This is a genomic window from Stenotrophomonas sp. T8, from assembly GCF_051853085.1.
Lineage (GTDB): Bacteria > Pseudomonadota > Gammaproteobacteria > Xanthomonadales > Xanthomonadaceae > Stenotrophomonas > Stenotrophomonas sepilia.
This window is the reverse complement of sequence record NZ_CP195329.1, coordinates 2725386-2748382: the sequence shown is the minus strand read 5'-3', so window position 1 is coordinate 2748382 and position 22997 is coordinate 2725386. Positions and strand designations below refer to the sequence as shown.

Annotated in this window: 18 protein-coding genes; 15 read left to right on the top strand and 3 right to left on the bottom strand. The window is 67.9% G+C overall.

Annotated elements, in window-relative coordinates; genetic code table 11:
• Positions 1–48 precede the first annotated feature (48 nt).
• The gene (gene asd, locus ACSDHM_RS12935; protein WP_069139587.1) at positions 49–891 is read right to left on the bottom strand and encodes an archaetidylserine decarboxylase; all 843 of its coding nucleotides are present in this window, start codon (positions 889–891) and stop codon (positions 49–51) included.
• Positions 888–1538 (bottom strand): SCO family protein, encoded by a 651-nt coding sequence (locus ACSDHM_RS12930; RefSeq protein ID WP_072168509.1) that lies wholly within the window; start codon positions 1536–1538, stop codon positions 888–890. Before ACSDHM_RS12930 ends, asd begins: the two co-directional genes overlap by 4 nt.
• A gap of 122 nt (positions 1539–1660) precedes the next feature.
• Here ACSDHM_RS12930 and prmB point away from each other — a divergent pair, with 122 nt between their 5' ends.
• The 13 genes from prmB (at position 1661) to ACSDHM_RS12865 (ending at position 20045) form a co-directional block, all read left to right on the top strand.
• On the top strand, positions 1661–2590 hold the full coding sequence (prmB, locus tag ACSDHM_RS12925; RefSeq protein ID WP_069139585.1) for a 50S ribosomal protein L3 N(5)-glutamine methyltransferase: 930 nt from the start codon (positions 1661–1663) through the stop codon (positions 2588–2590).
• Positions 2587–3690 carry a chorismate synthase gene (gene aroC / locus ACSDHM_RS12920; RefSeq protein ID WP_061480026.1) on the top strand — a complete coding sequence of 368 codons (1104 nt, stop codon included), beginning with the start codon at positions 2587–2589 and terminating at the stop codon, positions 3688–3690. The genes prmB and aroC overlap by 4 nt, the downstream gene beginning before the upstream one ends.
• Positions 3683–4720, top strand: coding sequence for a 2-hydroxyacid dehydrogenase (locus ACSDHM_RS12915; protein WP_072168507.1), 1038 nt, complete (start codon positions 3683–3685; stop codon positions 4718–4720). The genes aroC and ACSDHM_RS12915 overlap by 8 nt, the downstream gene beginning before the upstream one ends.
• Before the next feature lie 89 nt (positions 4721–4809).
• Positions 4810–5838, top strand: a complete 1029-nt coding sequence (locus ACSDHM_RS12910) for an aspartate-semialdehyde dehydrogenase (RefSeq protein WP_072168506.1) — start codon at positions 4810–4812, stop codon at positions 5836–5838.
• A 144-nt stretch (positions 5839–5982) separates the two neighbouring features.
• Entirely contained in the window at positions 5983–8010 is a 2028-nt protein-coding gene (locus ACSDHM_RS12905) for a FimV/HubP family polar landmark protein (RefSeq protein ID WP_439426316.1), read from the top strand.
• 26 nt (positions 8011–8036) lie between these two features.
• Positions 8037–8399 (top strand): VOC family protein, encoded by a 363-nt coding sequence (locus ACSDHM_RS12900; protein WP_049414720.1) that lies wholly within the window; start codon positions 8037–8039, stop codon positions 8397–8399.
• 33 nt (positions 8400–8432) lie between these two features.
• Complete coding sequence (gene truA, locus ACSDHM_RS12895) at positions 8433–9203, top strand: tRNA pseudouridine(38-40) synthase TruA (protein ID WP_088497829.1); 771 nt, start codon at positions 8433–8435, stop codon at positions 9201–9203.
• The gene (locus ACSDHM_RS12890) at positions 9200–9856 is read left to right on the top strand and encodes a phosphoribosylanthranilate isomerase (protein ID WP_065179160.1); all 657 of its coding nucleotides are present in this window, start codon (positions 9200–9202) and stop codon (positions 9854–9856) included. Before truA ends, ACSDHM_RS12890 begins: the two co-directional genes overlap by 4 nt.
• Before the next feature lie 168 nt (positions 9857–10024).
• Positions 10025–10699, top strand: coding sequence for a hypothetical protein (locus ACSDHM_RS12885; protein ID WP_439426315.1), 675 nt, complete (start codon positions 10025–10027; stop codon positions 10697–10699).
• Positions 10699–12717: a hypothetical protein gene (locus tag ACSDHM_RS12880; RefSeq protein ID WP_005417967.1), complete on the top strand. Its 2019-nt coding sequence runs from the start codon at positions 10699–10701 to the stop codon at positions 12715–12717. The genes ACSDHM_RS12885 and ACSDHM_RS12880 overlap by 1 nt, the downstream gene beginning before the upstream one ends.
• A gap of 82 nt (positions 12718–12799) precedes the next feature.
• Positions 12800–18187 carry a DNA repair ATPase gene (locus tag ACSDHM_RS12875; RefSeq protein ID WP_439426314.1) on the top strand — a complete coding sequence of 1796 codons (5388 nt, stop codon included), beginning with the start codon at positions 12800–12802 and terminating at the stop codon, positions 18185–18187.
• Complete coding sequence (locus ACSDHM_RS12870; protein WP_188240775.1) at positions 18184–18891, top strand: hypothetical protein; 708 nt, start codon at positions 18184–18186, stop codon at positions 18889–18891. Before ACSDHM_RS12875 ends, ACSDHM_RS12870 begins: the two co-directional genes overlap by 4 nt.
• Positions 18892–18935: 44 nt before the next feature.
• On the top strand, positions 18936–20045 hold the full coding sequence (locus tag ACSDHM_RS12865) for a toxic anion resistance protein (RefSeq protein WP_439426313.1): 1110 nt from the start codon (positions 18936–18938) through the stop codon (positions 20043–20045).
• A 71-nt stretch (positions 20046–20116) separates the two neighbouring features.
• Here the strand turns inward: ACSDHM_RS12865 and ACSDHM_RS12860 are convergent, their stop codons facing one another.
• A complete protein-coding gene (locus ACSDHM_RS12860; RefSeq protein WP_188240776.1) occupies positions 20117–21004 on the bottom strand; it encodes a LysR family transcriptional regulator in 888 nt (295 codons plus the stop codon).
• Between the two features lie 97 nt (positions 21005–21101).
• Here ACSDHM_RS12860 and trpB point away from each other — a divergent pair, with 97 nt between their 5' ends.
• Together trpB and ACSDHM_RS12850 are read left to right on the top strand one after the other, a co-directional pair.
• Positions 21102–22319 (top strand): tryptophan synthase subunit beta, encoded by a 1218-nt coding sequence (gene trpB / locus ACSDHM_RS12855; protein ID WP_072168497.1) that lies wholly within the window; start codon positions 21102–21104, stop codon positions 22317–22319.
• Positions 22316–22996 carry a hypothetical protein gene (locus ACSDHM_RS12850; RefSeq protein ID WP_151355355.1) on the top strand — a complete coding sequence of 227 codons (681 nt, stop codon included), beginning with the start codon at positions 22316–22318 and terminating at the stop codon, positions 22994–22996. Before trpB ends, ACSDHM_RS12850 begins: the two co-directional genes overlap by 4 nt.
• Position 22997 lies beyond the last annotated feature (1 nt).

The following is a 22997-nucleotide window of genomic DNA, read 5'->3' as shown; positions in this document are numbered from 1 at the left end:
TTAAGTCGTTTATGCATAAACGACTTAATCCCCTCCGTCCCCTTTTTGTCAGCGCAGCTTTGCCAGCGCCTGGCCCAGCTGCACCGGATGCTCGGCATCCAGATGCGGGGCGAATTCGGCCACGCCCGGCGGCAGCAGCACCACCACGGTCGAGCCGTAATTGAAGCGTGCCATCTCGGCAAAACGCTCCAGCTTGATGCCCTTGCCGCGGTAGTCCTTGCGGGTGATGCGATCGCCGTAGGCCGGGATCTCCTCGCCGCTCCACACGGTTTCCACGCCGGACACCAGCAGCGCGCCGACCATCACGCTGACCATCGGGCCGAAGCTGGTGTCGAAGTGGCAGACCAGGCGCTCGTTGCGTGCGAACAGGCGCGGTACGCCGTTGACGGCCGCAGGACCGACACTGAACAGGCGTCCTGGCACGTGCACGGTTTCACGCAGGGTGCCGGTCCACGGCATGTGCACGCGGTGGTAGTCGCGCGGCGACAGGTACACGGTGGCGTACAGGCCATCGTTGTACGGCTTGGCGTCCTCGTCGCTGCCCAGCAGCTCGGCGGCGGTGAACGACTGGCCCTTGGCCTGGAAGATGCGGCCGGCCTCGATCTTCCCCAGCTGGCTGATGCGGCCGTCGGCCGGCATCACCAGGCTGCGCGGATCGGCATCGGCCACGCGCGCGCCCGGCTTCAGCGCGCGGGTGAAGAACTGGTTGAAGGTTGCGTAGCTGCGCGGGTCCGGGTTGGCCGCTTCGTCCAGATTGACGTTGAACTTGCGGGTGACGGTGTCGATCAGCCAGCGCGACACGCGCGGATCGTCCGAGTACGCCAGCGAGCGTGCCATCGAGGACAGCAGGCGATGGGGCAGGGCGTACGTCAGGGCGGTGGTGAGGCTCATGGGGCGGTTTTCTCGGTCAGCTTGTGCAGGTCGCGGGCGATCGCCGGCGCATTGAACGGGGGGCGCACCAGGCCGGCAAGGCGGCCCTGCGGGTCGAGCACGGCCAGGCTGGCCGAATGCTCGACGGTGTAATCCTCGGGGTTTTCGTCGAAATGCTTGCCCGGCACTTTCTGGAACACGAAACCCAGCGAGGTGGCGAAGCGCTCCAGCGAGGGGATATCGGCGGTGGCGGCCAGGGTGTCCTTGTGGAAGCCGTGCACGTACTCGCCAAGGCGGGTGGCGCTGTCGCGGTCCGGGTCGACCGAGATGAACAGCACGCGTGGGCGCAGGCTGTCGGGCAGGGCTTCCCACTGGTTCTGTGCGCCGGCCAGCTCGGCCAGGGTGGTCGGGCAGACGTCCGGGCAGAAGGTGAAACCCAGGAACACCAGGGTCCAGTGGCCCTTCAGTTCGCCCGGGATGAGGCGGGTGCCGTCGGACTGGGCCAGGTTGAAGTCGGGCAGTTCACGCGGCTGCGGGTACAGGGTGATCGCTTCGGTGGCCGGGGCGTTGGCCGGCGGCTTCGGCGCGAACACCTGCTGGGCGGCGAGCAGGCCGAGCCCCGCGGCCAGGGCGATCAGCAGGATGATGCCGGCGTTGCGATTGAACATGGGGGCTCCCGCGCGAAATGGGCTCCATCATACCGGCTGTGGCCCGATCGTTTCCGCCGCAACGGATGCCGCCGCGGGCGCCAGCCCCTATAATCGGGGGCCACTTTGCCCGCAGTACCGCCATGACCGCTGAAACGGCCGCCGAACTCCACACGATCATCGATCTGATCCGCTACGGCACCAGCCGTTTCAACGAAGCCGGGCTGACCTTCGGGCACAGCTACGACAATGCGCTGGACGAGGCCACCCAACTGGTGCTGCACAGCCTGCACCTGCCGCACGACCTCGGCCCGGCCTACGGCCAGGCACGCCTGCTGCAGGCCGAAAAGCTGCGCGTGCTGGAACTGTTCCAGCGTCGCATCGACGAACGCATCCCCGCTGCCTACCTGACCGGTGAGGCCTGGTTCGCCGGCCTGAGCTTCAAGAGTGACACGCGCGCGCTGGTGCCGCGCTCGCCGATCGCCGAACTGATCGAATGTGGTTTCGAACCGTGGCTGGCCGGCCGCGATGTCAGCCGCGCGCTGGATCTTTGCACCGGTTCGGGCTGCATCGCCATCGCCATGGGCCACTACTACCCGAACTGGGAAGTGGACGGCGTCGACCTGAGTGACGACGCACTGTCGCTGGCCGAGGAGAACAAGGAGCGCCTGCAGGCGCACAACGTCACCCTGATCAAGTCGGACCTGTTCAATGGCCTGACCGGCCGCCACTACGACCTGATCGTCACCAACCCGCCGTACGTCACCAACGACGAGACTGATGCCCTGCCGCAGGAATATTCCTACGAGCCGGAAATGGGCCTGCGTGCCGGTGACGATGGCCTGGACCTGGTGCTGAAGATCCTGCGCGACGCCCCGCTGCACCTGAGCGAAGACGGTCTGCTGATCTGTGAAGTGGGTGAGTCCGAACAGCATCTGGTCAAGCTGCTGCCGGAAGTCGATTTTTCCTGGATCGAGTTCAAGGTTGGCCAGATGGGCATCTTTGCGGTCGAATGCCGCGAGCTGATCGCCCACAGCGCACGCATCACCGAACTGGCGGCGCAGCGCCCGTGAGCTCCAATTCGTTCGGCAAGCTGTTCACCGTCACCACGTTCGGCGAGTCGCACGGGCCGGCCATCGGCTGCGTGATCGATGGTTGCCCTCCGGGGCTGGCGCTGGACGCGGCCGAATTCGCCCACGACCTGCAGCGCCGTGCGACCGGCAAGAGCCGGCACACTTCCGCGCGGCGCGAGGCCGACGAGGTCGAGATCCTGTCCGGCGTATACGAGGGCTTGACCACCGGCACCCCGATCGCGCTGCTGATCCGTAACACCGACCAGCGCAGCAAGGATTACGCCAATATCGGCCAGCAGTTCCGCCCGGGCCATGCCGACTACAGTTACTGGCACAAGTACGGCATCCGCGATCCGCGTGGCGGTGGCCGTTCCTCGGCACGCGAGACCACCATGCGCGTGGCCGCTGGCGTGGTCGCCAAGAAGTGGCTGGCCGAGCGTTTCGGCGTCACCGTGCGTGGCTACCTGTCGCAGCTGGGCGACATCACCCCGGCCGGTTTCGACTGGTCGGCGGTGGAAGACAATCCGTTCTTCTGGCCGCACGCCGCACAGGTGCCGGAACTCGAGGCGTACATGGATGCGCTGCGCAAGTCCGGTGATTCGGTCGGTGCGCGCGTGGACGTGGTCGCCGACAACGTGCCGCCGGGCTGGGGTGAGCCGATCTACGGCAAGCTTGATGGCGAACTGGCCGCTGCGCTGATGAGCATCAATGCGGTGAAGGGCGTGGAGATCGGCGACGGATTCGCCAGCGCCGCGCAGAAGGGCACTGAACACCGCGACCTGCTGACCCCGCAGGGCTTCGCCAGCAACCATGCCGGCGGCATCCTCGGTGGCATCTCCACCGGCCAGCCGGTCGTTGCGTCGATCGCCCTGAAGCCGACGTCCAGCCTGCGCCTGCCGGGCCCGTCGCTGGATACGGACGGCAACGTGGTCGAGGTGGTCACCACCGGCCGCCACGATCCCTGCGTCGGCATCCGCGCCACGCCCATCGCCGAAGCGATGGTGGCGCTGGTGCTGATGGATCAGGCGCTGCGTCATCGCGCGCAGTGCGGCGATGTCGGCACGATCACCCCGCGCATTCCCGGGCAGATCGATGGCTGACACGCGGCCGACCGTGTGGGTGAGCCAGCCGCTGATCGAGGCGGCCATCGCGCCGCTGCGCGATCGCGTGCAGCTGCGCAGCACCGACACCGTCACCGCCTGGTCGCCGGACCAGATCGCCGCACAGCTGGCCAGCGCCGACGGCGCGATCATCACCCTCAACGAGCGCATCGGTGCGGCGCAGGTGGCCGATGCCACCCAGCTGCAGGTGATCGCCAATGTCGGCGTCGGCTACAACAACCTGGATGTCGACGCGCTCAGCGCGGCCGGCATCCTGGCCAGCAACACGCCGGACGTGTTGACCGAAACCACCGCCGATCTCGGTTTCGCGCTGCTGATGGCAACCGCGCGCCGGATCACCGAGTCCGAGCGCTGGCTGCGTGAAGGGCAGTGGCAGCAGTGGTCGTTCCAGACCATGCTGGGCGCGGATGTCCATGGCAGCACGCTGGGCATCCTTGGCATGGGCCGCATCGGCCAGGGCATCGCCCGCCGCGGCGCGCACGGTTTCGGCATGAAGGTGCTGTACCACAACCGTTCACGGTTGCCGGCCGACACCGAGGCGTCGCTCCGCGCGACCTATGTGGACCTGGATACACTGCTGGCACAGTCCGACCATCTGGTAACGGTGCTGCCCTACACGCCGGCCTCGCATCACATCATCGACGCAGCTGCGCTGGCGAAGATGAAGCCGACGGCAACCCTGGTGAACATCGCCCGCGGCGGCATCGTCGACGAACTGGCGCTGGCCGACGCACTGGCCAACGGCCACCTGGCGGCCGCTGGCCTGGATGTGTACGAGGGCGAGCCGAAGGTGCGCCCGGAGCTGCTGGCGCTGCGCAACGTGGTGCTCACGCCGCATATCGGCAGCGCCTCGCTGGCCACGCGCACGGCGATGGTACAGCTGGCCGTGGATAATCTGGCTGCCGGGCTCGGCCTGGACGGCGGCCCGTCGCGCATGCCGAGCGCGATCAACGCTGACGCGGCGATGGCCGCGCGCGTGATGCTGGGCAAAAAAACCGGGAAACGATAGGGAACCTCCGCGCGCCCCGCTTGAGGAGGTTCCCCGAACCCAGCTGTCGTGCGTGTTTTCCCCCATTCCCGTTTTCGTGAGAGTTCCCCATGAGCAATGCACAGCGCAGTTTCCACGTCGCCGTCGTCGGTGCCACCGGCGCCGTTGGCGAGACCATGTTGTCGATCCTGGCCGAGCGTGATTTCCCGGTCGGCACCCTGAGCGTCCTCGCCTCCGAGCGTTCGGCCGGTGGCGAGATTGAATTCAACGGCCAGAAGGTCAAGGTCCAGGACCTGGCCACCTTCGATCCGACCGGTGTCGAGATCGCGCTGTTCTCGGCTGGCGGCAGCGTGTCCAAGGAATACGCACCGAAGTTCGCCGCCGCCGGTGCGGTGGTGATCGACAACTCCTCGGCCTTCCGTTACGACGATGACGTGCCGCTGGTGGTGTCCGAGGTCAACCCGGAACAGGTCGCCAACCGTCCGCGTGGCATCATCGCCAACCCTAACTGCTCGACCATGCAGATGCTGGTGGCGCTGGCGCCGCTGCACCGCAAGTACGGTATCGAGCGCATCAATGTGTCCACCTACCAGTCGGTGTCCGGCGGTGGCCGCTCGGCGATGGAGGAACTGGGCAAGCAGACCGGCCAGTTGCTCAGCTTCCAGGAGATCGATCCGCAGCGCTTCCCGGTGCAGATCGCCTTCAACCTGATCCCGCACATCGATGACTTCCAGGACAATGGCTTCACCAAGGAAGAGATGAAGCTGATCTGGGAGACCCGCAAGATCCTCGGCGACGACAGCATCCTGGTGAACCCGACCGCGGTGCGCGTGCCGGTGTTCTACGGCCACTCCGAGTCGGTGGCGATCGAGACCCGCGACAAGGTCACCGTCGCTGAAGCGCGCGCGCTGCTGGAGCAGTCGCCGGGCATCGAAGTGGTGGATCGTCACGAGTCCGGTGGCTATCCGACTCCGGTTACCCATGCTTCGGGGACCGATGCGGTGTACGTCGGCCGCATCCGCGAGGACCTGTCGCACCCGCGTGGCCTGAACCTGTGGATCGTGTCGGACAACGTGCGCAAGGGCGCTGCCCTGAACGCCGTGCAGCTGGCCGAGCTGGTCGCCGCCGAGCAGCGCTGATCACAGCGGTTGCCTCACCGGTAGTGCCGGCCGCTGGCCGGCATTGCCGTGATTGGCATGTGGTGCTACCGGCCAGCGGCCGGCGCTACCGAAGGTCCCCTCGGTGGGTGCGGACCCCGGTCCGCACGCTTTATAGTGTCGCCCATGAATAAACGGGCCAGGGGCGCGAAGCGCCCGCTCCTCTATCTTTCCACCGCGCTGCTGGCCCTGGCCAGCAGTTCGACGCTTGCCCTGGGCTTGGGTGACATCCGTGTCCTGTCCAAGCCGGGCCAGCCCCTGCTGGCCGAAATCCCGGTAGTCTCGGCCGATCCATCCGAACTGGAGAACCTGCGCGTCGCGCTGGCCTCTGCGGTCACCTTCGAACGCGTCGGCCTGCAGCGGCCGGCCGGGCTGGTCAGCGAGCTGCAGTTCGAACTGACCCGCAATGCGCAGGGCAGGGCGGTGGTGCGGGTGACCTCGCAGACGCCGGTCGAAACCCCGTCGCTGAGCTTCCTGATCGAGGCCGACTGGGGCCAGGGCCGCTTGGTGCGCGAATACTCGGCACTGGTTGATGCGCCCTCCAGCGCACTGGCGGTGGCCGAACCGGAAATCGTCGCGCCGGCCGGTACCCTCTCCAACACCATCGTCCGTGACGTTGCACCGGCACCGGCCGCTGCGGAGAGCGCAAGCGCACCTGCGCCGTCCACTGCGGCAGCGCCGGCACCTGCATCGGCTCGCCCGCGTGCAGGGGCTGCACCCGCTGCCGCGCAGGCAGCCGATGGCAGCGTCATCGTCCAGCGTGGGCAGACCCTGTCGCAGATCGCCAGCGCGGTGGCCCGCGGCAACCAGGTCAGCCGCGACCGCGCGATGATCGCCCTGCTGCGGGCCAACCCGGAGGCCTTCATCCGCGGCAACGTCAACTTGCTCAAGCAAGGCGCCGTACTGCGCATGCCCGGCAGCGATGCACTGGCGGCGGTCGATGCCGCCGAGGCCGCAGCGCTGGTGCGCGAGCACGCCGCGCAGTGGCGGCAGGCGCGCACCGTGCCGCAACCGGCGGGTACCGTCGCCCCGGTGGCCGCGGCGGCAACCACGAACGCTTCTTCCCCGGCCGCGGCCAATGGGGCACGACTTGAAATCGCTCCGGCGCTGGCTTCCGACGCCGCGCGCGCGGGCACAACCACCGGCACTGGAGCCGGCAGCGAGGGTGACATGCTGGGCAACGAACAACTGCGCCAGGCACGCGAGGACATCGCGACCCGCGATGCCGAGATTGGCGAGCTGAAGCAGCGCGTCGCCGACCTGGAAAAACTCAAGGAACAGCAGCAGTCGCTGATCGCGATGAAGGACAACGACCTGGCCGCCGCGCAGCAGCGACTGGCGCAGGCACCGGATACCCGCGATGCGGCAACGCCGTGGTACTGGCTGGGGCTGCCGGTGCTGCTGCTGGCGGCCGGTGCAGCCTGGCTGCTGCGTCGTCGCAAGCCATCGCCGCTGCCGCCGCTGCGCGACGAAGACGATGCCGCCGGCCTGACCGCTGCGGTACCGGCGGGCGCGGCGCTGGATACGCTGGCCGAGCAGTCCTCATGGTCGTCTGTGGTGCCCGAAGCGGGCCGCCAGGAGCCGGCGATGCCGGCTTGGGCGAGCGAAACCGGGGGGCAGGATGACGTGGCTGCCGAACCGGTCGCCGACGTCGCCGCCCAGGCTGACTGGCAGGCGCAGACGCTGCGCGATGACGAAGTGATGGAGCTGCCCGAGGCAGTGACCGACCTGCCGCGCTGGGACGAGCCGGTGGTCACGCAGGAGGATTCCGCGCCGGCCGCCGCCGCGCAGGATGAGCCGCTCGCGCAGGCGGCCCCTGGCGAGGTGGCAGTGCCGGACTACGCGCTGCACGCCGAACAGCAGCCGCAGTTCCGCGGCGTGTTCGACCTGCCGGCCGAGCACCATGACGGCGAGGCTTCGGGCGCAGCGCCGCATGACGCGCTGGCCGCGGCGGCGCATGAAGACGGTACTGCGCCGCCGGCCAGCGATGCCGGCTGGGCGCCGCGCGCCGGCCAGGAACGCCTTGAGCTGGCCATCGCCTACCTCGACCTGGGCGATGCCCAGACCGCGCGTACGTTGCTGCAGGAAGTGGCCGAGGGCGGCGACCTGCACTGCCAGGCCCAGGCCCGCGAACTGCTGGCCCGCCTGCCGTGATCGAACCCGCCGACAAGGACCCCGTCATGAGCCGCGAGCGCCGCATCGACTACGTTGAATTCGCTTCCACGGATCCTGCAGCCAGCCGCGCCTTCTTCGAGAAGGCGTTCGGCTGGTCGTTCGTAGACTATGGCAGCGACTACACCGCGTTCGACGACGGCCGCCTGCAGGGCGGCTTCTTCCGCGGCCAGCCGCTGCGTGCCAGCGATGCCGGTGCCCCGCTGCTGGTGCTGTACGCTGACCAGCTGGCACCGATCGAAGCGGCGGTGCTTGACGCTGGCGGTGAGATCGTGCGGCCGGTGTTTTCCTTCCCCGGCGGCAGCCGTTTCCAGTTCGTCGAGCCTGGTGGCAACGAACTGGCGGTGTGGTCCGAACGCGATCCGGCCTGAGCGCCGCCCCTCCCGCAACATCTGAGGTAGCACATGCGTTACGCGCTTGGCGTCGAGTACGACGGCAGCGATTTCAGGGGCTGGCAGAACCTGGGCGAGGGTGGCCCGAGCGTGCAGGCCAGCCTTGAGCAGGCCCTGTCGTCGGTGGCCGATGCGCCGCTGCAGGTGGTCTGTGCCGGCCGCACCGATGCCGGCGTGCACGGCCAGTGCCAGGTCGTGCATTTCGATACCGACGTGGTGCGCGATCCGCGCGCGTGGATGCTGGGCACTACCACCCGCCTGCCGCGCTCGATCGCAGTGCGCTGGTGCGTGCCGGTGGCCGAGGATTTCCACGCGCGTTTCTCCGCGCGCGCACGCCGCTACCGCTACCGCCTGCTCAACCGCGAAGTGCGGCCCGCGCTGGACCGGCAGACCTTGAGCTGGGAGCGCCGCGCGCTGGACGAGACCCTGATGCACGCCGCCGGCCAGGCCCTGCTCGGTGAGAACGACTTCAGCGCGTTCCGTTCGGTGCAGTGCCAGGCGCTGCACGCCCGGCGTGAGCTGCAGTCACTGCAGGTCAGCCGCCAGGGCGAGGTGATCGAGGTCGCCGTGCAGGGCAATGCATTCCTTCATCACATGGTCCGCAATATCGTCGGATCGCTGATCCTGGTGGGCAGTGGCGAGAAGCCGGTGGAATGGATCGCCGAACTGCTGGCCGGGCGCGATCGCACCGTAGCCGGTCCCACCGCACCGCCGCAGGGCCTGGTGTTCCTTGGGCCCCTGTACCCCGACAACTGGCACCTGCCCGCCGAGGTCACGCTATGAGCCGTTCCTACTACCGCACACGCATCAAGTTCTGTGGCATGACCCGGGCCGGCGACGTCCGCCTGGCCGGTGAGCTGGGCGTGGACGCGGTGGGTTTCATCTTCGCCCGTGAAAGCAGCCGCCGGGTCGCTCCGGCCGAGGCACGCGCGATGCGCCAGGCGATCGCGCCCATGGTCGACGTGGTGGCGCTGTTCCGCAACAACAGCAAGGAAGAAGTGCGCGAGGTGCTGCGCACGGTACGACCGACCCTGCTGCAGTTCCACGGCGAGGAAGACGAGAGCTTCTGCCGCAGCTTCAACATGCCGTACCTGAAGGCGATCGCCATGGGCGGCCGTGAAGAGATCAACGCCCGCACCCTGCAGCTGCGCTATCCCAGCGCCGCCGGCTTCCTGTTCGACAGCCACGCGCCGGGCGGCGGTGGCGGCACCGGCGTGGCTTTTGACTGGGGCCGGATCCCGACCGGCCTGCATCGCCCGTTCCTGCTGGCCGGTGGCCTGAACCCGGAAAACGTCTACGACGCGGTGCTGGGTACCCTGCCGTGGGGCGTGGATGTCTCCAGTGGCATCGAACTGGAGCCGGGCATCAAGGACGGCGACAAGATGCGCACCTTCGTCGAGGAAGTGCGCCGCGCCGATTGCACGGTTCTCGAGTGATTGGCGTCATTATTTGTCGTGATTTGGACCTGGATTTGAGCCTGCACGCATTCTTCACATAGGATGGTCCCAAGCGCGCCTGCCATGAGGGCTGGCGCGGGGATCGACGGGACGCGCTCGGCGTGCCCCGAACGGGCGGCCGCCGCCCACCGCCCAGGAGGGCAAGCGATGCAGGAGTTCCTCACCGTCGTGTTCGGTTTCCCGACCCTGCCGTACAGCATCGTGCTGGCGGTGGCGGTGCTGTATTGGGCACTGGCGGCCTTCGGCCTGGTCGACGACGGGTTTGGCGATGCCGGCGCCGATGGGGCGCTGCATGGCGACCCACATGATCTGCAGGGACTGTCCGCACTGCTGGCGCGTTGGGGCCTGGGTGGGGTTCCCCTCATGCTTGTGGTGACGCTGCTGGGTTTCTTCGCCTGGATCGTCACCTATTTCGTCCATCTGTTCGTGCTGTTGCCGCTGCCGGACCTGCTGCGCTGGGCGATCGGTGCGGTCGTGGCCCTTCTGGCGCCGTTGCCGGCGGTTCCGTTCACCGCGCTGCTGCTGCGCCCCGTCCGCAGGTTCCTGCTGCGCCTGCGCCCGGCGGCGCAGGCCTCGCTGCTGGGGCGTACCGGCGTGGTTGCCTCGCCGAAGGTGGATGCCCGCGGCGGTCACGCCACCTTCGACGATGGCGGCGCCGGACTGGTGCTGCAGGTGCGCAGCGAGATCGAACTGCAGCGTGGCGAGCGCATCGTGCTGGTCGAACACGTGGCTGATCAACACCATTACCGGGTGGTCCGCGCCGACGCGGTCGCCCTCGACTTCCAGGACAACCTGCTTCCGGGCAACAAGGAGAATCACTGATGACGTTGGCAACCATGGCCCCCTTCCTGATCGGCGTAGCCGTGCTGCTGGTCGCACTGCTCGGCCTGGCCGGCCTGTTCAAGGCCTTCTACCGCAAGGTCGACCAGGGCGTGGCCCTGATCGTCAACGACATGAGCTCCACGCCCAAGGTGCACTTCACCGGTGCGCTGATCATCCCGGTGCTGTACCGCGCCGAGCTGATGCGGATCAGCCTGATCACGCTGCAGATCGACCGCCGCGGCAAGGAAGGCCTGATCTGCCGCGACAACATGCGTGCCGATATCGCCGTGGCGTTCTACCTGCGGGTCAACGAGACCCAGGCCGACGTCCTGCGCGTGGCCAAGGCCATCGGTGCCGACCGTGCATCGGACAAGCATGCCGTCGACGAGCTGTTCAACGCCAAGTTCTCCGAAGCGCTGAAGACGGTCGGCAAGAAGTTCGACTTCACCGAACTGTTCGAGAAGCGCCAGGAGTTCCGCGACGAGATCATCGCGGTGATCGGCAATGATCTGAACGGCTACGTCCTTGAGGACGTGGCGATCGACTACCTGGAGCAGACCCCGAAGTCGCTGCTGGACCAGTTCAACATTCTCGATGCGCAGGGCATCCGCAAGATCACCGAATTGACGGCCGCGCAGAACGTGGTGACCAACGAGCTGGAGCAGAACGAGAAGCTCGCCATCACCAAGAAGAACGTGGAAGCGCGCGAAGCGCTGCTGGCCCTGGAACGCCAGCAGGCCGAAGCCGAAGCACGGCAGAAGCGTGAGATCGAGACCATCCGCGCACGCGAGGAGGCCGAGACCGCCAAGGTGCAGGAGGAGCAGCGCCAGTTGTCCGAGAATGCCCGCATCGAAGCGCAGCAGCTGATCGAGATCCGCGACCAGAACCGCCTGCGCGAAGTGGAAGTGGCCGAGCAGAACCGCCAGCGTGCCGTGGCCATCGAGGCCGAGCGCGTGGAGCGCGCACGCCAGCTGGAGCAGGTCACCACCGATCGTGAAGTGCAGCTGCAGGGCGTGGAGCGTGACAAGGTGGTCGAGCAGGGCAAGATGGACGTGGCCAACATCACCCGTGAACGCATCTCCATCGACAAGACCGTGGCGCAGGAAGAGGAGCGCATCAAGGAAGTGCGCGAAGTCTCCGAGGCCGACCGCCAGAAGCAGGTGCTGATCCTGGAAGCCGAGGCCAAGGCGCAGGAAGCGCTGGTGCGCGAAGTCAAGGAAGCGCAGGCGCGCGAGACCGCTTCAAAGCATCGCGCGGTGGAACTGACCACGCTGGCCCAGGCCGAGCATGAAGCGGCCGGCAAGCAGGCCGAAGCCAAGCGCCTGTTGGCCGATGCCCTGCGTGCCGAACAGGCAGCGCCGGGCCTGGCCGAAGCGCAGGTGCGTGAAGCTTCGGCGCTGGCCATCGAGAAGGTCGGCATTGCCGAAGCGCGCGTGATCGAAGCCAAGGCCGAAGCCAGCCTGAAGCAGGGCAGCAACGAAGCCCGCGTTCTGGCCGAGACCCTGCAGGCGCAGGCGCAGGGTGAGGAAAAGATGGGCCTGGCCCGTGCCACCGCCACCGAGTCGCTGGGCAATGCCGAAGCCGGCGTGGTGCAGAAGAAGCTGCTGGCCGAGGCCGAGGGCCTGGTGCGCAAGTTCGAAGCCATCGCCTCGCTGAGTGACCAGGCACGTGGCCATGAAGAGTTCCGCATGATGCTGGACAACAGCCTGAAGCAGGCGCTGGCCTCGATCGAAGCCGGCAAGGAAGTCTCGCGCGAGAACGCCAATGTCATCGCCAGCGCGCTGCGCAACGCCGATATCGACCTGGTCGGCGGCGACGGCGGCATGTTCGAGAACCTGGTCAAGGCGGTGTCGCTGGGCAAGTCGATCGAAGGCTTCGCCGGCAAGAGCCCGATCGTGCAGGAGCTGATGCAGCGCTACCTGGGCGTGGCCGTGGCCGAACCGGCGCCGCGCCAGATCGCCGAGGATGCCGAAGCGGTACCGACCGTGTCGGCTACCGTGGTCGACAGCGCCCGTTGATGCATCGGGCGATGGCCGCCGCCATCGCCCGCCCGCGCCGGCCGCAACCGCGGCCGTCCGCCCGTGAGCCGGAAACCTGCTGATGTCTGAAACCCATCCGTCCGCCGAATCCACTGCGCCGGAGGCCGGCGGCAGCACCGTCGACCAGGCTGTCGCCCAGGGCGGCGCCTACGAAGTCCTGCGCCGCCGCCTGGCCGAGCAGGGCCAGCGCCTGCAGGGCCTGGCCGAAACACTCAACCGCCAGCGCCTGGCCGAGTTCGGCGACAGCCGCCTGGAGGTGGTCGGGCGCTTCCGCATCCGCAGCGACAACAACTGCGTCGGCCGTGACATCGTGCAGGTGGGCCCGGACCGCCTGCTGTTCGGCTACAACGTGTTCATCGGGTTGAAGACCCAGACCCGCATCGAGGATGTGTTCGGCCTGTACCGGCTGGTGCAGGGCAGCGATGGCTACGACGTCGCTGCCCTGGAGCTGAAGGGCAGCTTCCTCGACCAGCCCGGCTTCGTGCACGATTTCAACGAGCTGTATGCCTACTACAAGCACGCGCGCCTGCTGCAGCTGATCGTGGTCGGCGACAAGCTGCTGGCCTCGTTCCAGATCGGCGAGCGCAGCAGCGACGTGCGCGTGTTCCGCTGGGCGCTGTCGCGCGAGGGCGAGCTGACCTACCTGGATGCGCGCGGTGAGCGCGATATCGCGCTGCCGCCGCCGTTCGACTTCGAATGGACCCGGGCGACCCGCGACCTGGCGGTCAACGGCCGCCATTCGCACCTGAACATCCTCGACACCCTGTTCGTGGAAACCACCGGTGGCGACCTCACCATCAAGGTCGAAAACAACACCGAAACCGGACAGGGCATCTACAGTGAACCCGTGGAGGACAGCACGCAGTCGCTGGACGACGCCCAGTTCGAGTTCGCCCGGGTCGGCTCGCTGGTATTGCTGAAGGTGCTGCCGTACCGCGAGACCGAATGGCGCGGCCTGATCTACAACACGCTGACCGGCGGCATCGTGCGCAATGATGCGATCGTGCAGGCCTGCGTGCAGCTGCCCGAAGACCATGGCGTGATCTTCCCGGGTGGCTATTACCTGCAGGGCGGCGAGCACAAGGCATTTGATGCCTCGATGGCCGGCATGCAGTTCAAGCGCAGCATCCGTTCGCCAAACGGCGAGGACGTGCTGTACATCTTCTACGAGCGCGAAGGCGGGCGCTCGGCGCTGTTCGTCTACAACACCATCCAGCGCGTGCTGCAGAACCCGGTGTTCGGCCATGGCTACGCCTTGATGCAGGACGGGCGCATGGTGCTGTTCCATGCCGAGGGCAGCGAACCGACCCGCATCCATCCGATGCAGGTCTGGCAGACGCCGTTCAGCAGTGACGAGTTCGCCGCCAACCGGCCGCCCGGCAACACGTTCATGGGCCGCATCGGCAACGCCGAGCTGGTGCGCGGCATTTCCAACCTGTTCAACCTGGCGCGCGAGATCGATGGCCAGGACGTGTCGGTACAGCGCTACCAGCGCCTGGTGGCCGATACGCGGCGCCTCTTTGATGCACACCACTGGCTGGGTGACGCGGCCTGCGATGGCGCCGAGGCGCTGCTGCGGCAGATCAGCGCGACCGGCGAATCGGTGCTGGACGAGTACGAGAAGGTGCAGTCGATCCGTCAGCAATCGGCGCAGGCGATGCTGGAGGCCGAGGCCGCGCACAAGGCGCTGCTGGGCCGGCTGCAACCGCAGAACTGGAGCGAGGTGCAGGCCTTCGTCGAGGCCCTCAACGCGATCACCGCATTGCGCGGGCGGCTGCTGACCCTCCGCGAGCTGCGCTACATCGACACCGCGCGCATCGAGGCGATGACCGTCGAACTGGTGGAGGCACAGGACCGTGTTGGCGCCGCCACCGGTGACTTCCTCGCCGGCGAGGAAGCGCTGGCGCCGCTGGCCACGCGCCTGCAGGCGCTGGATGATGCCGCGCAGCAGGCACAGACGGCGCGCCAGCTTGACGAGCAGTTGGAAGGCCTGCGTGGCATGGCGTCCGACCTGGACATGCTGTCCGAGCTGATGGCCGGCCTGAAGGTGGACGATGCCACTGCCCGCACCCGCGTGGTCGAGTCGATCTCGGTGCTGTACGGTCGCCTCAACCAGGCGCGCGCGCGTGCTGACCAGCGCCGCAGGTCACTCGGTTCGGCCGAGGCCGTGGCGCAGTTCGCCGCCCAGTTCGCGCTGTTCTCGCAGTCGATCACCAGCGCGCTGGCGCTGGCCACCGACCCCGAACGTGCCGACGAGCAGTTGTCGCGCCTGCTGGTGCAGCTGGAGGAACTGGAGAGCCAGTTCGGCGAACACGAGCAGTTCCTCGGCGACATCCTGAGCAAGCGCGAAGAGCTGGTCGAGGCCTTCGAAACGCACAAGCAGGCGTTGCTGGATGACCGCCAGCGCAAGGCGCGCTCGGTACTGGATGCGGCCAATCGGATCCTCGACGGCCTGGCCAGGCGCACCGAGCGCTTCGCCACCGCCGATGAGCTCAACGCGTTCTTTGCCGGTGATCCGCTGATCCTCAAGCTGCGTGAGCTGGCCGAGCGCCTGCGCACGCTGCACGACAACGTCAAGGCCGACGACATCGAGGCGCGGCTGAAGGGCGTGCGTGACCAGGCGGTGCGCCAGCTGCGCGACCGCAGTGACCTGTACGAAGCCGGCGGCAACGTGGTGCGGCTGGGCCCGCGCCATCGCTTCAGCGTCAATACGCAGGCACTGGACCTGACCCTGTTGCCGCGTGGCGACACGTTGGCCATCCATCTGACCGGCACCGACTTCCTGGAGACCCTGCACGATCCGGAGCTGGACGCACTCAAGCCGTTCTGGCCGGTCACCCTCGACTCGGAATCGCCCACGCTGTATCGCGGCGAGTATCTGGCCGGCAGCCTGCTGCTGGCCGCGCAGGAGGGGCGCGATGGCCTCGATCTGGCTGTGCTGCAGCACGACGTCGCCAACCCGGAAGCGCTGGATCAGCGTGTGCGTGCGTTCGCCGCACCACGCTATCGCGAAGGCTACGAGCGTGGCATCCATGACCACGATGCGGCACTGATCCTGCGTGCGCTACTGCCCTTGCAGCAGGCGGCCGGCAGCCTGCGTCACGCACCGCGGGTGCGTGCGCTGGCGTTGCTGTTCTGGGCCGCTGAGCAGCGGCGCGAAGCGGTGGCGCAATGGCCGGCGCGGCAGGTGGGCGCCGAGGCGCTGGCACGCCTGCTGGGGTCCGACGAAGGGCGCCTGGCGTTGCGCACAGAAATGGCCGAGGCGCTGCTGGGGTATGCGCAGTCCCACGCGTTGCCGTTCGATGCCGATGCCGCGGAGGCTGCAGCCGCCTATCTGGGCGAAGAACTGGCGGCGGGCGATCCGGTGTTCAGCAGCAGCCGCCACGCGGTGGCGCTGCTGGAGGCATTGGCCGAGCAGCTGGAACAGGCGGGGCAGCGTGAGGCGGTCGAGCGTGCCCTGCAGCGCGGCCAGGATCCACTGGCTACGCGTTGGTCATTGGCTGGGCAGTGGCTGCGCGCAGTGGCGCGGATGCCGGCGCATGCGCAGCATGCCGGCTATGTCGACGAAGCCGCCGCGTTGCTGCTGGTGCAGCGCCAGTTGCGCACCCGTGCCAGCGATGCCGCACTGCAGGCGGAGGTCAATGGCCTGCTGGGTGAACACGCACGCATCAGCAATGGCGCGCTGATGGTATCGCTGGATGATTTCCTCGCGCGCCTGCAGCAGCACCTGCGTCATTTCGTGCCAGCGTTTCATGCCTACCAGGCGCTGCGCCAGGGCATCATCGGTCGCGAGCGCGAGACCCTGCGGCTTTCCGAGTTCAAGGCGCGGCCGCTGTCCTCGTTCGTACGCAACAAGCTGATCAACGATGTCTACCTGGGCGTGATCGGTGACAACCTGGCCAAGCAGATGGGCACGGTCGGCGAGAACAAGCGCAGCGACCTGATGGGCCTGCTGATGATGATTTCGCCCCCGGGCTATGGCAAGACCACGCTGATGGAATACGTGGCGCACCGCTTGGGCCTGGTCTTCATGAAGATCAACGGCCCGGCGCTGGGCCACGAGGTGCGCTCGCTGGACCCGGCCCAGGCACCGGACGCGACCTCGCGGCAGGAGCTGGAGAAGCTCAACCTGGCGCTGGAAATGGGCAACAACACCATGCTGTATGTGGACGACATCCAGCACACCCATCCCGAGTTCCTGCAGAAGTTCATCTCGCTGTGCGATGGCACCCGCCGTATCGAGGGCGTGTGGCGCGGTCGCACCCGCACCTACGACATGCGCGGCAAGAAGTTCTGCGTGGTGATGGCCGGCAACCCGTACACCGAGTCCGGCGAGGTGTTCAAGATTCCGGACATGCTGGCCAACCGTGCCGACATCTACAACCTCGGTGACGTGCTCGGTGGCATGGAGGCCGCCTTCACCCTCAGCTACATCGAGAACAGCCTGACCTCCAATCCGGTGCTGGCGCCGCTGGCCACGCGCGACATGGCCGACCTGTATGTACTGGTCGACCGCGCGATGGGCAAGGAGGTCTCGACCAACGGCCTCAGCCACGCCTACAGCAGCGCGGAGATCAACGAGATCACCGCCACCCTGCAGCGCATGCTGCGTGTGCGTGACGTGGTCTACCGGGTCAACCAGCAGTACATCGCCAGCGCCGCACAGGACGACCGCTACCGCACCGAGCCGCCGTTCCGCCTGCAAGGCAGCTACCGCAACATGAACAAGCTGGCCGAGAAGATCTCCCCGGTGATGAACGAGGACGAACTGCAGCAGTTGATCTCCGACCACTACCTGGGCGAGGCGCAGCTGCTGACCACCGGTGCCGAAGAGAACCTGTTGAAGCTGGCCGAACTGCGCGGCGTACTGGATGACACGCAGGCGCAGCGCTGGGCACAGATCAAGCGCGACTTCCTGCGCAACAAGGCCATGGGGGCCGACGACAGCGATGTCGGCGGGCGCGTGGTGGCGCAGCTGGCCGATATCGCCACCGCGCTGCAGCTGCCACCGCCCGCGCCGGAAGCGATCGCCGTTGCGGACCCGGCGCCGTGGCCGGCGCTGCTGGAGGCCCTGCATCGCCTTTCAGAGGCGCGTCCGGCCGCTGCGCCGGCGCCGGTCGCGGCAGCCCCCGGCGTGCCGGCCACGGCCTTGGCCGAAGACCTGCAGGCGGGCCTGGCGCCGCTGGTGGAGCTGCTGGCGGCATCGCAGGCGCAGCAGGTGCAGGTGTCGCAGACCCTGGCCGCGTTCGCCGGCTGGGCGCGACAGCAGGTCGAGCGGGGCACGCCGAGCGCTGTGGTGGCGCAGCGCGCGCGCGTGCGCCGCGCCGCGACGCCGGAGGAGCGGGCGCTGGATGAGGCGCTGATGCGCCACTTCTACGGCGAGTCATTGCCACCGGAAGACGGCGATGGCATGCCGGCATCCACGCCGAAGCCGCCGCCGCTGCCGTGACCACGCGCGTACCACTGCCGCCACCGATGCTGCCGGATACGGTCGATGTCGCTGCGCTGGCCGACTATGGTGCGCCGTTGCTGCAGGCGCTGGCGCGGCGCGAAACGCCGTTGCCACCGGGTGCGGGCGAGCGCCTGGTGGCTGCGCTTGCGCGCATCGCGCTGGCCCTGCAGGCCGGCAACCCGGCGCAGATCCGGCAGCAGGAAGGCTGGTGGGGACGGCTGCTGGGGCGCGATGTCGCTCGCGAAGCAGAAGGGCACGCGCTGCAGTCGCAGCTGGGCGTACTGGCCCTGCAGGCGCGTGAGCAGGCCCAGCACCTGCAGCAGCACATGCAGCTGCGGGCCATGGCCATCGTTGAGCATTCCGCGGCGGCCGCGGCGCTGGACGGCTGGGCCGAACTGGCTGCGTCGCGGCTGACGACGCTGGATATCGCCGGTCAGGCCGCGCTGTCGCACCGGCTGGACCATCTTCGCCGGCTGGCCTCGCTGCGCCGCCTGGAAGCCGGCCAATGGCAGCTGCTGCAGGACCAGGACAACATGCTGCTGCAACGCTTCGCGCGCATCCATGACGTGCTGCTGCCAGCCTGGCGGCAGGCTGCACTGGCGGGCCAGGCCGCTGCGGGCGCTGCGTTGGCCGGCAAGGCTGCCACGTTGCACGCACAGATCGATGACGAGGTGGCCGCGGCTCAGGCTAGACTGCCTTGAGCCGGCCGCCGCTGCCGCTTACCCAACTGCAAGGAGACTGCCCGATGACCCAGGACAGCCAGACCCCCGGTGCCCTCGTACCCGGCACGACCACCGCCACTGCGCTCGACGAAGGTGCACTGCAGGCGCTTGGGCTGGTCCGCGAGGATCTGCCGCGCATCGCCGAGATCCGTCTGGAACTGGACGATCTGCGCCCGGGCAACCTGCAGGTGTTCGGCCGCGAGGCGGCCACGCGCACCGCCGCGTTCTCCAGCCAGTTGTTGGACCAGGTCCGCAATCGTGACCTGGATGCCAGTGGCGAGAAGCTGCGCGAGGTGGTGCGCATCGCGCGCAGCCTGAAGCTGGATGGCTTCGCCCAGCGTTCGAAGGTGCCGGTGATCGGTGGCCTGATCGACCGCATGCGCGCCTCCAAGGGCGAGCTGGTGCAGAAGTTCAGCGACACCAACGCGCAGATCGAACAGCTGCTGGCCGACGTCGGCGTGCAGCAGGCGTTGATGGGCAAGCGCGTGGGCGAGTTCGACCGCATGCACGATATCGTCCGCGAAGAACGTCGTGCGCTCGGCCTGTATGCGGCAGCGGGCAAGCAGCGGCTGGCCGAACTGCAGGCCGAACAGCTGGCCGGGCAGGCCAGCGAGGACCCCCAGCAGCGCATCCGCCAGGGCGAGATCGACAATGCGATCCGGTTGATCGAGAAGCGCGTGTCCGACCTGCAGCTGATGCAGCACGCCGCCGATCAGTCGCTGCCGATGATCCGCCTGATCCAGGCCAACGCGCTGCAGCTGATCGAGAAGTTCAACACCGTCCGCGACATCACCATTCCGTCGTGGAAGCGCCAGTTCGCCATCCAGCTCTCGCTGGGCGAACAGAAGGCTGCGGTCGAACTGTCCACGGCCATCGATGACGCCACCAACGAACTGATGCGCCGCAATGCCGACCTGCTGCGCCAGGCCTCGGTGGATACCGCGCGCAGCAACCAGCGCGGCGTGATCGACGTGGCCACGCTGCGCCATGTGCACGACCAGCTGATCGCCACGGTGGAAGAAGTGCGCAGCATCCATCGCGAAGGGATGCAGCAGCGGCAGCAGGCGGAAGCGGAGCTGTCGCGCCTGCGCGAAGACCTGCAGCAGCGCCTGGCCACACCGACCGCCAGCTGAAAAAAGGGGACGGAGGGAATTAAGTCGTTTGTGCCACTTGCGACTTAATTCCCTCCGTCCCCTTTTTGTTGTCATCGGAGTTGCTGGCCCAGCCAGTCGGCAAGCGCATCCACGCGCGCATCAGGTGGTCCGTCCGGTTGCGCCAGCACCCAGAAACCACCAGTGGCGGCAAACCCCCACGGCGCGACCAGTCGCCCGGCGGCCAGGTCCTCGGCCACCAGTGGCTCGGGTGCGATCGCCGGGCCCAGCCCGGCCACCGCTGCCTCCAGCAGGTAGTACAGATGCTCGAAGGCCGTGCCCAGCTGCAGCTTCGCGGGGTCCAGAGAGTGCGCCTGCGCCCACGCCGGCCACGCCTGCGGCCGTGAGCTGGTGTGCAGCAGCGTCTCCTGCAGCAGCGCCGAGGGCGGTGCCTGCCGCAGGCGCTGCGCGGCCGGATGCGAGGGGGCCACCACCACGCCCACCCGTTCCGGGGCCAGCTCACGCACCTGCCAGCCCCGGGGCCACGGCCCCTGTGCCAGCAGCAGTACCGCATCCAGTGCCGCCTGTGCCTCGGTGAAGCTGCCATCCAGCGCTGACCACTGCAGGCGCACGCCGGGCAGGGCGGCCTGCAGCGCAGGCAGGCGCGGGATCATCCAGCGCGCCAGCACGCTGCCGCTGCAGCCCAGTACCAGCGCCGGGGCCGCCGCCGGCCGCCGCAGTTCGCGCACGCAGTCTTCGATGCCGCCGAAGGCCTCGCTGCACGCTGCCTGCAGCCGCGTGCCCGCAGCGGTCAGGCGCAGGCCGCGACCGGCACGCTGGAACAGCGCCAGGCCGAGATGGTCTTCCAGCAGTTTCAGCTGCCGGCTGACCGCACCGTGGGTGACATGCAGGTCGTGTGCGGCGCGGCCGACGCCGCCGAGACGGGCGGTGGCCTCGAACGCACGCAGCGCATTGAGTGGCGGCAGCAGGGAACGGCTCATTTGAGATTTCCTGACGATATGCGCCAGATAATATCCATTTTCCGGTCAAGACCCGTGCGCTAGAGTATCCACCTGTCTCGAACCAGCGGTCGCTTCCATGTCTGCCTCCCCCATTGCCGACTACCACGCCTTCCCGGATGCCCAGGGCCATTTCGGCCGCTACGGCGGCAGCTTCGTTGCCGAAACCCTGGTGGGTCCGTTGCAGGAACTGGCCCAGGCCTATGACCAGGCCCGCCAGGACCCGTCATTCCAGGCTGCCTACGACCGCGACCTGGCCCACTACGTGGGCCGGCCGAGCCCGATCTACCACGCCCAGCGCCTGAGCGACCATGTCGGCGGCGCGCAGATCCTGCTCAAGCGCGAAGACCTGAACCACACCGGCGCGCACAAGATCAACAACACCATCGGCCAGGCGCTGCTGGCCGCGCGGATGGGCAAGAAGCGCATCATCGCCGAGACCGGTGCCGGCCAGCACGGTGTTGCCAGTGCCACCGTTGCCGCCCGCCTGGGCCTGGAATGCGTGGTGTACATGGGCGCCACCGACATCGAGCGGCAGAAGATCAACGTCTACCGCATGAAGCTGCTTGGCGCGACGGTGGTGCCGGTCACCTCCGGCTCGGCCACCCTGAAGGACGCGCTCAACGAAGCGATGCGCGACTGGGTGACCAACGTGCAGGACACCTTCTACATCATCGGCACCGTGGCCGGCCCGGATCCGTATCCGCGCATGGTCCGTGACTTCAACGCCATCGTTGGCCGCGAGGCACGCGAGCAGATGCTGGCCGAGTATGGCCGCCTGCCCGATGCGATCACCGCGTGCGTCGGCGGCGGCAGCAACGCCATCGGCCTGTTCCACGCCTTCCTCAACGATCGCCAGGTCGAGATCGTCGGCGCCGAAGCCGCCGGCGACGGCATCGGCACCGGCCGCCACGCCGCATCGATCGCCGCCGGTCGGCCGGGCGTGCTGCATGGCAACCGCACCTATGTGCTGTGCGACGACGACGGCCAGATCATCGAGACCCACTCGGTGTCGGCCGGCCTGGACTATCCGGGCGTCGGCCCGGAGCATGCTTTCCTGGCCGATACCGGCCGTGCGCGCTACCTGGGCATCACTGATGAAGAAGCGCTGCAGGCCTTCCACCTGCTGGCGCATACCGAGGGCATCCTGCCGGCACTGGAGTCCAGCCACGCACTGGCACAGGCGATCAAGCTGGCGCGTGAGCGTCCGCGTGACCAGATCGTGCTGTGCAACCTGTCCGGCCGTGGCGACAAGGACGTGCACACCATCGCCGCGCGCGAAGGGCTGGTGCTGTGAGCGCGCTGCTGCGGAACAGCGGGGTGCTTCTGCTGGTGCTGGGCCTGGCCGCGTGCCAGCCGCCGGAACCGCCAGTGCTTGCGCCGGCTGCCAAAGCCACCGCGCAGCCCGCACAGCAGCCGGCCGCCAACGATGACCTCGACCCGATGGCGCGTACGCCGATCGTCGATCCGCCGTCTGCGGAAGAGAGCAACGACGACAACGCCCCCGCCGTCGCCTCGGTTGCGCTGGACCATGCCGGCGAAGTGCTGGTTGGTCAGCACATGGGGGACCTGAAGTCACTGGGGCCGTGGAAGGCACAGGGCGCGAAAGAGTTCTTCGAAGGCGACTGCGAGTACTACGACGGCAGGGGGTTGCCGCCGGGCGTGTCGATGATGACCGACGACGACCGCGTGGTCCGATTTGATCTGAAGCCGGGCGACGACCCGGAGCTGCCGGTTGAACAGCCCGGTCCCTTCGGCCTGCGCATCGGCATGACCCGTGCCCAGGCCATGGCGCAGTTCCCGAAGCCGCCGGTATCCAGCCCGCATGCCTACGACGGTGACCAGGGCGAGTACCTCACCTGGCAGGACCCGGGTTCGGACCTGGGCATCCGCCTGGAACTGTTTGAAGGGAAGGTCACCCGGATGTACTGGGGAACCAGCGATGCGATTGAACTGATTGAAGGATGTGCCTGAA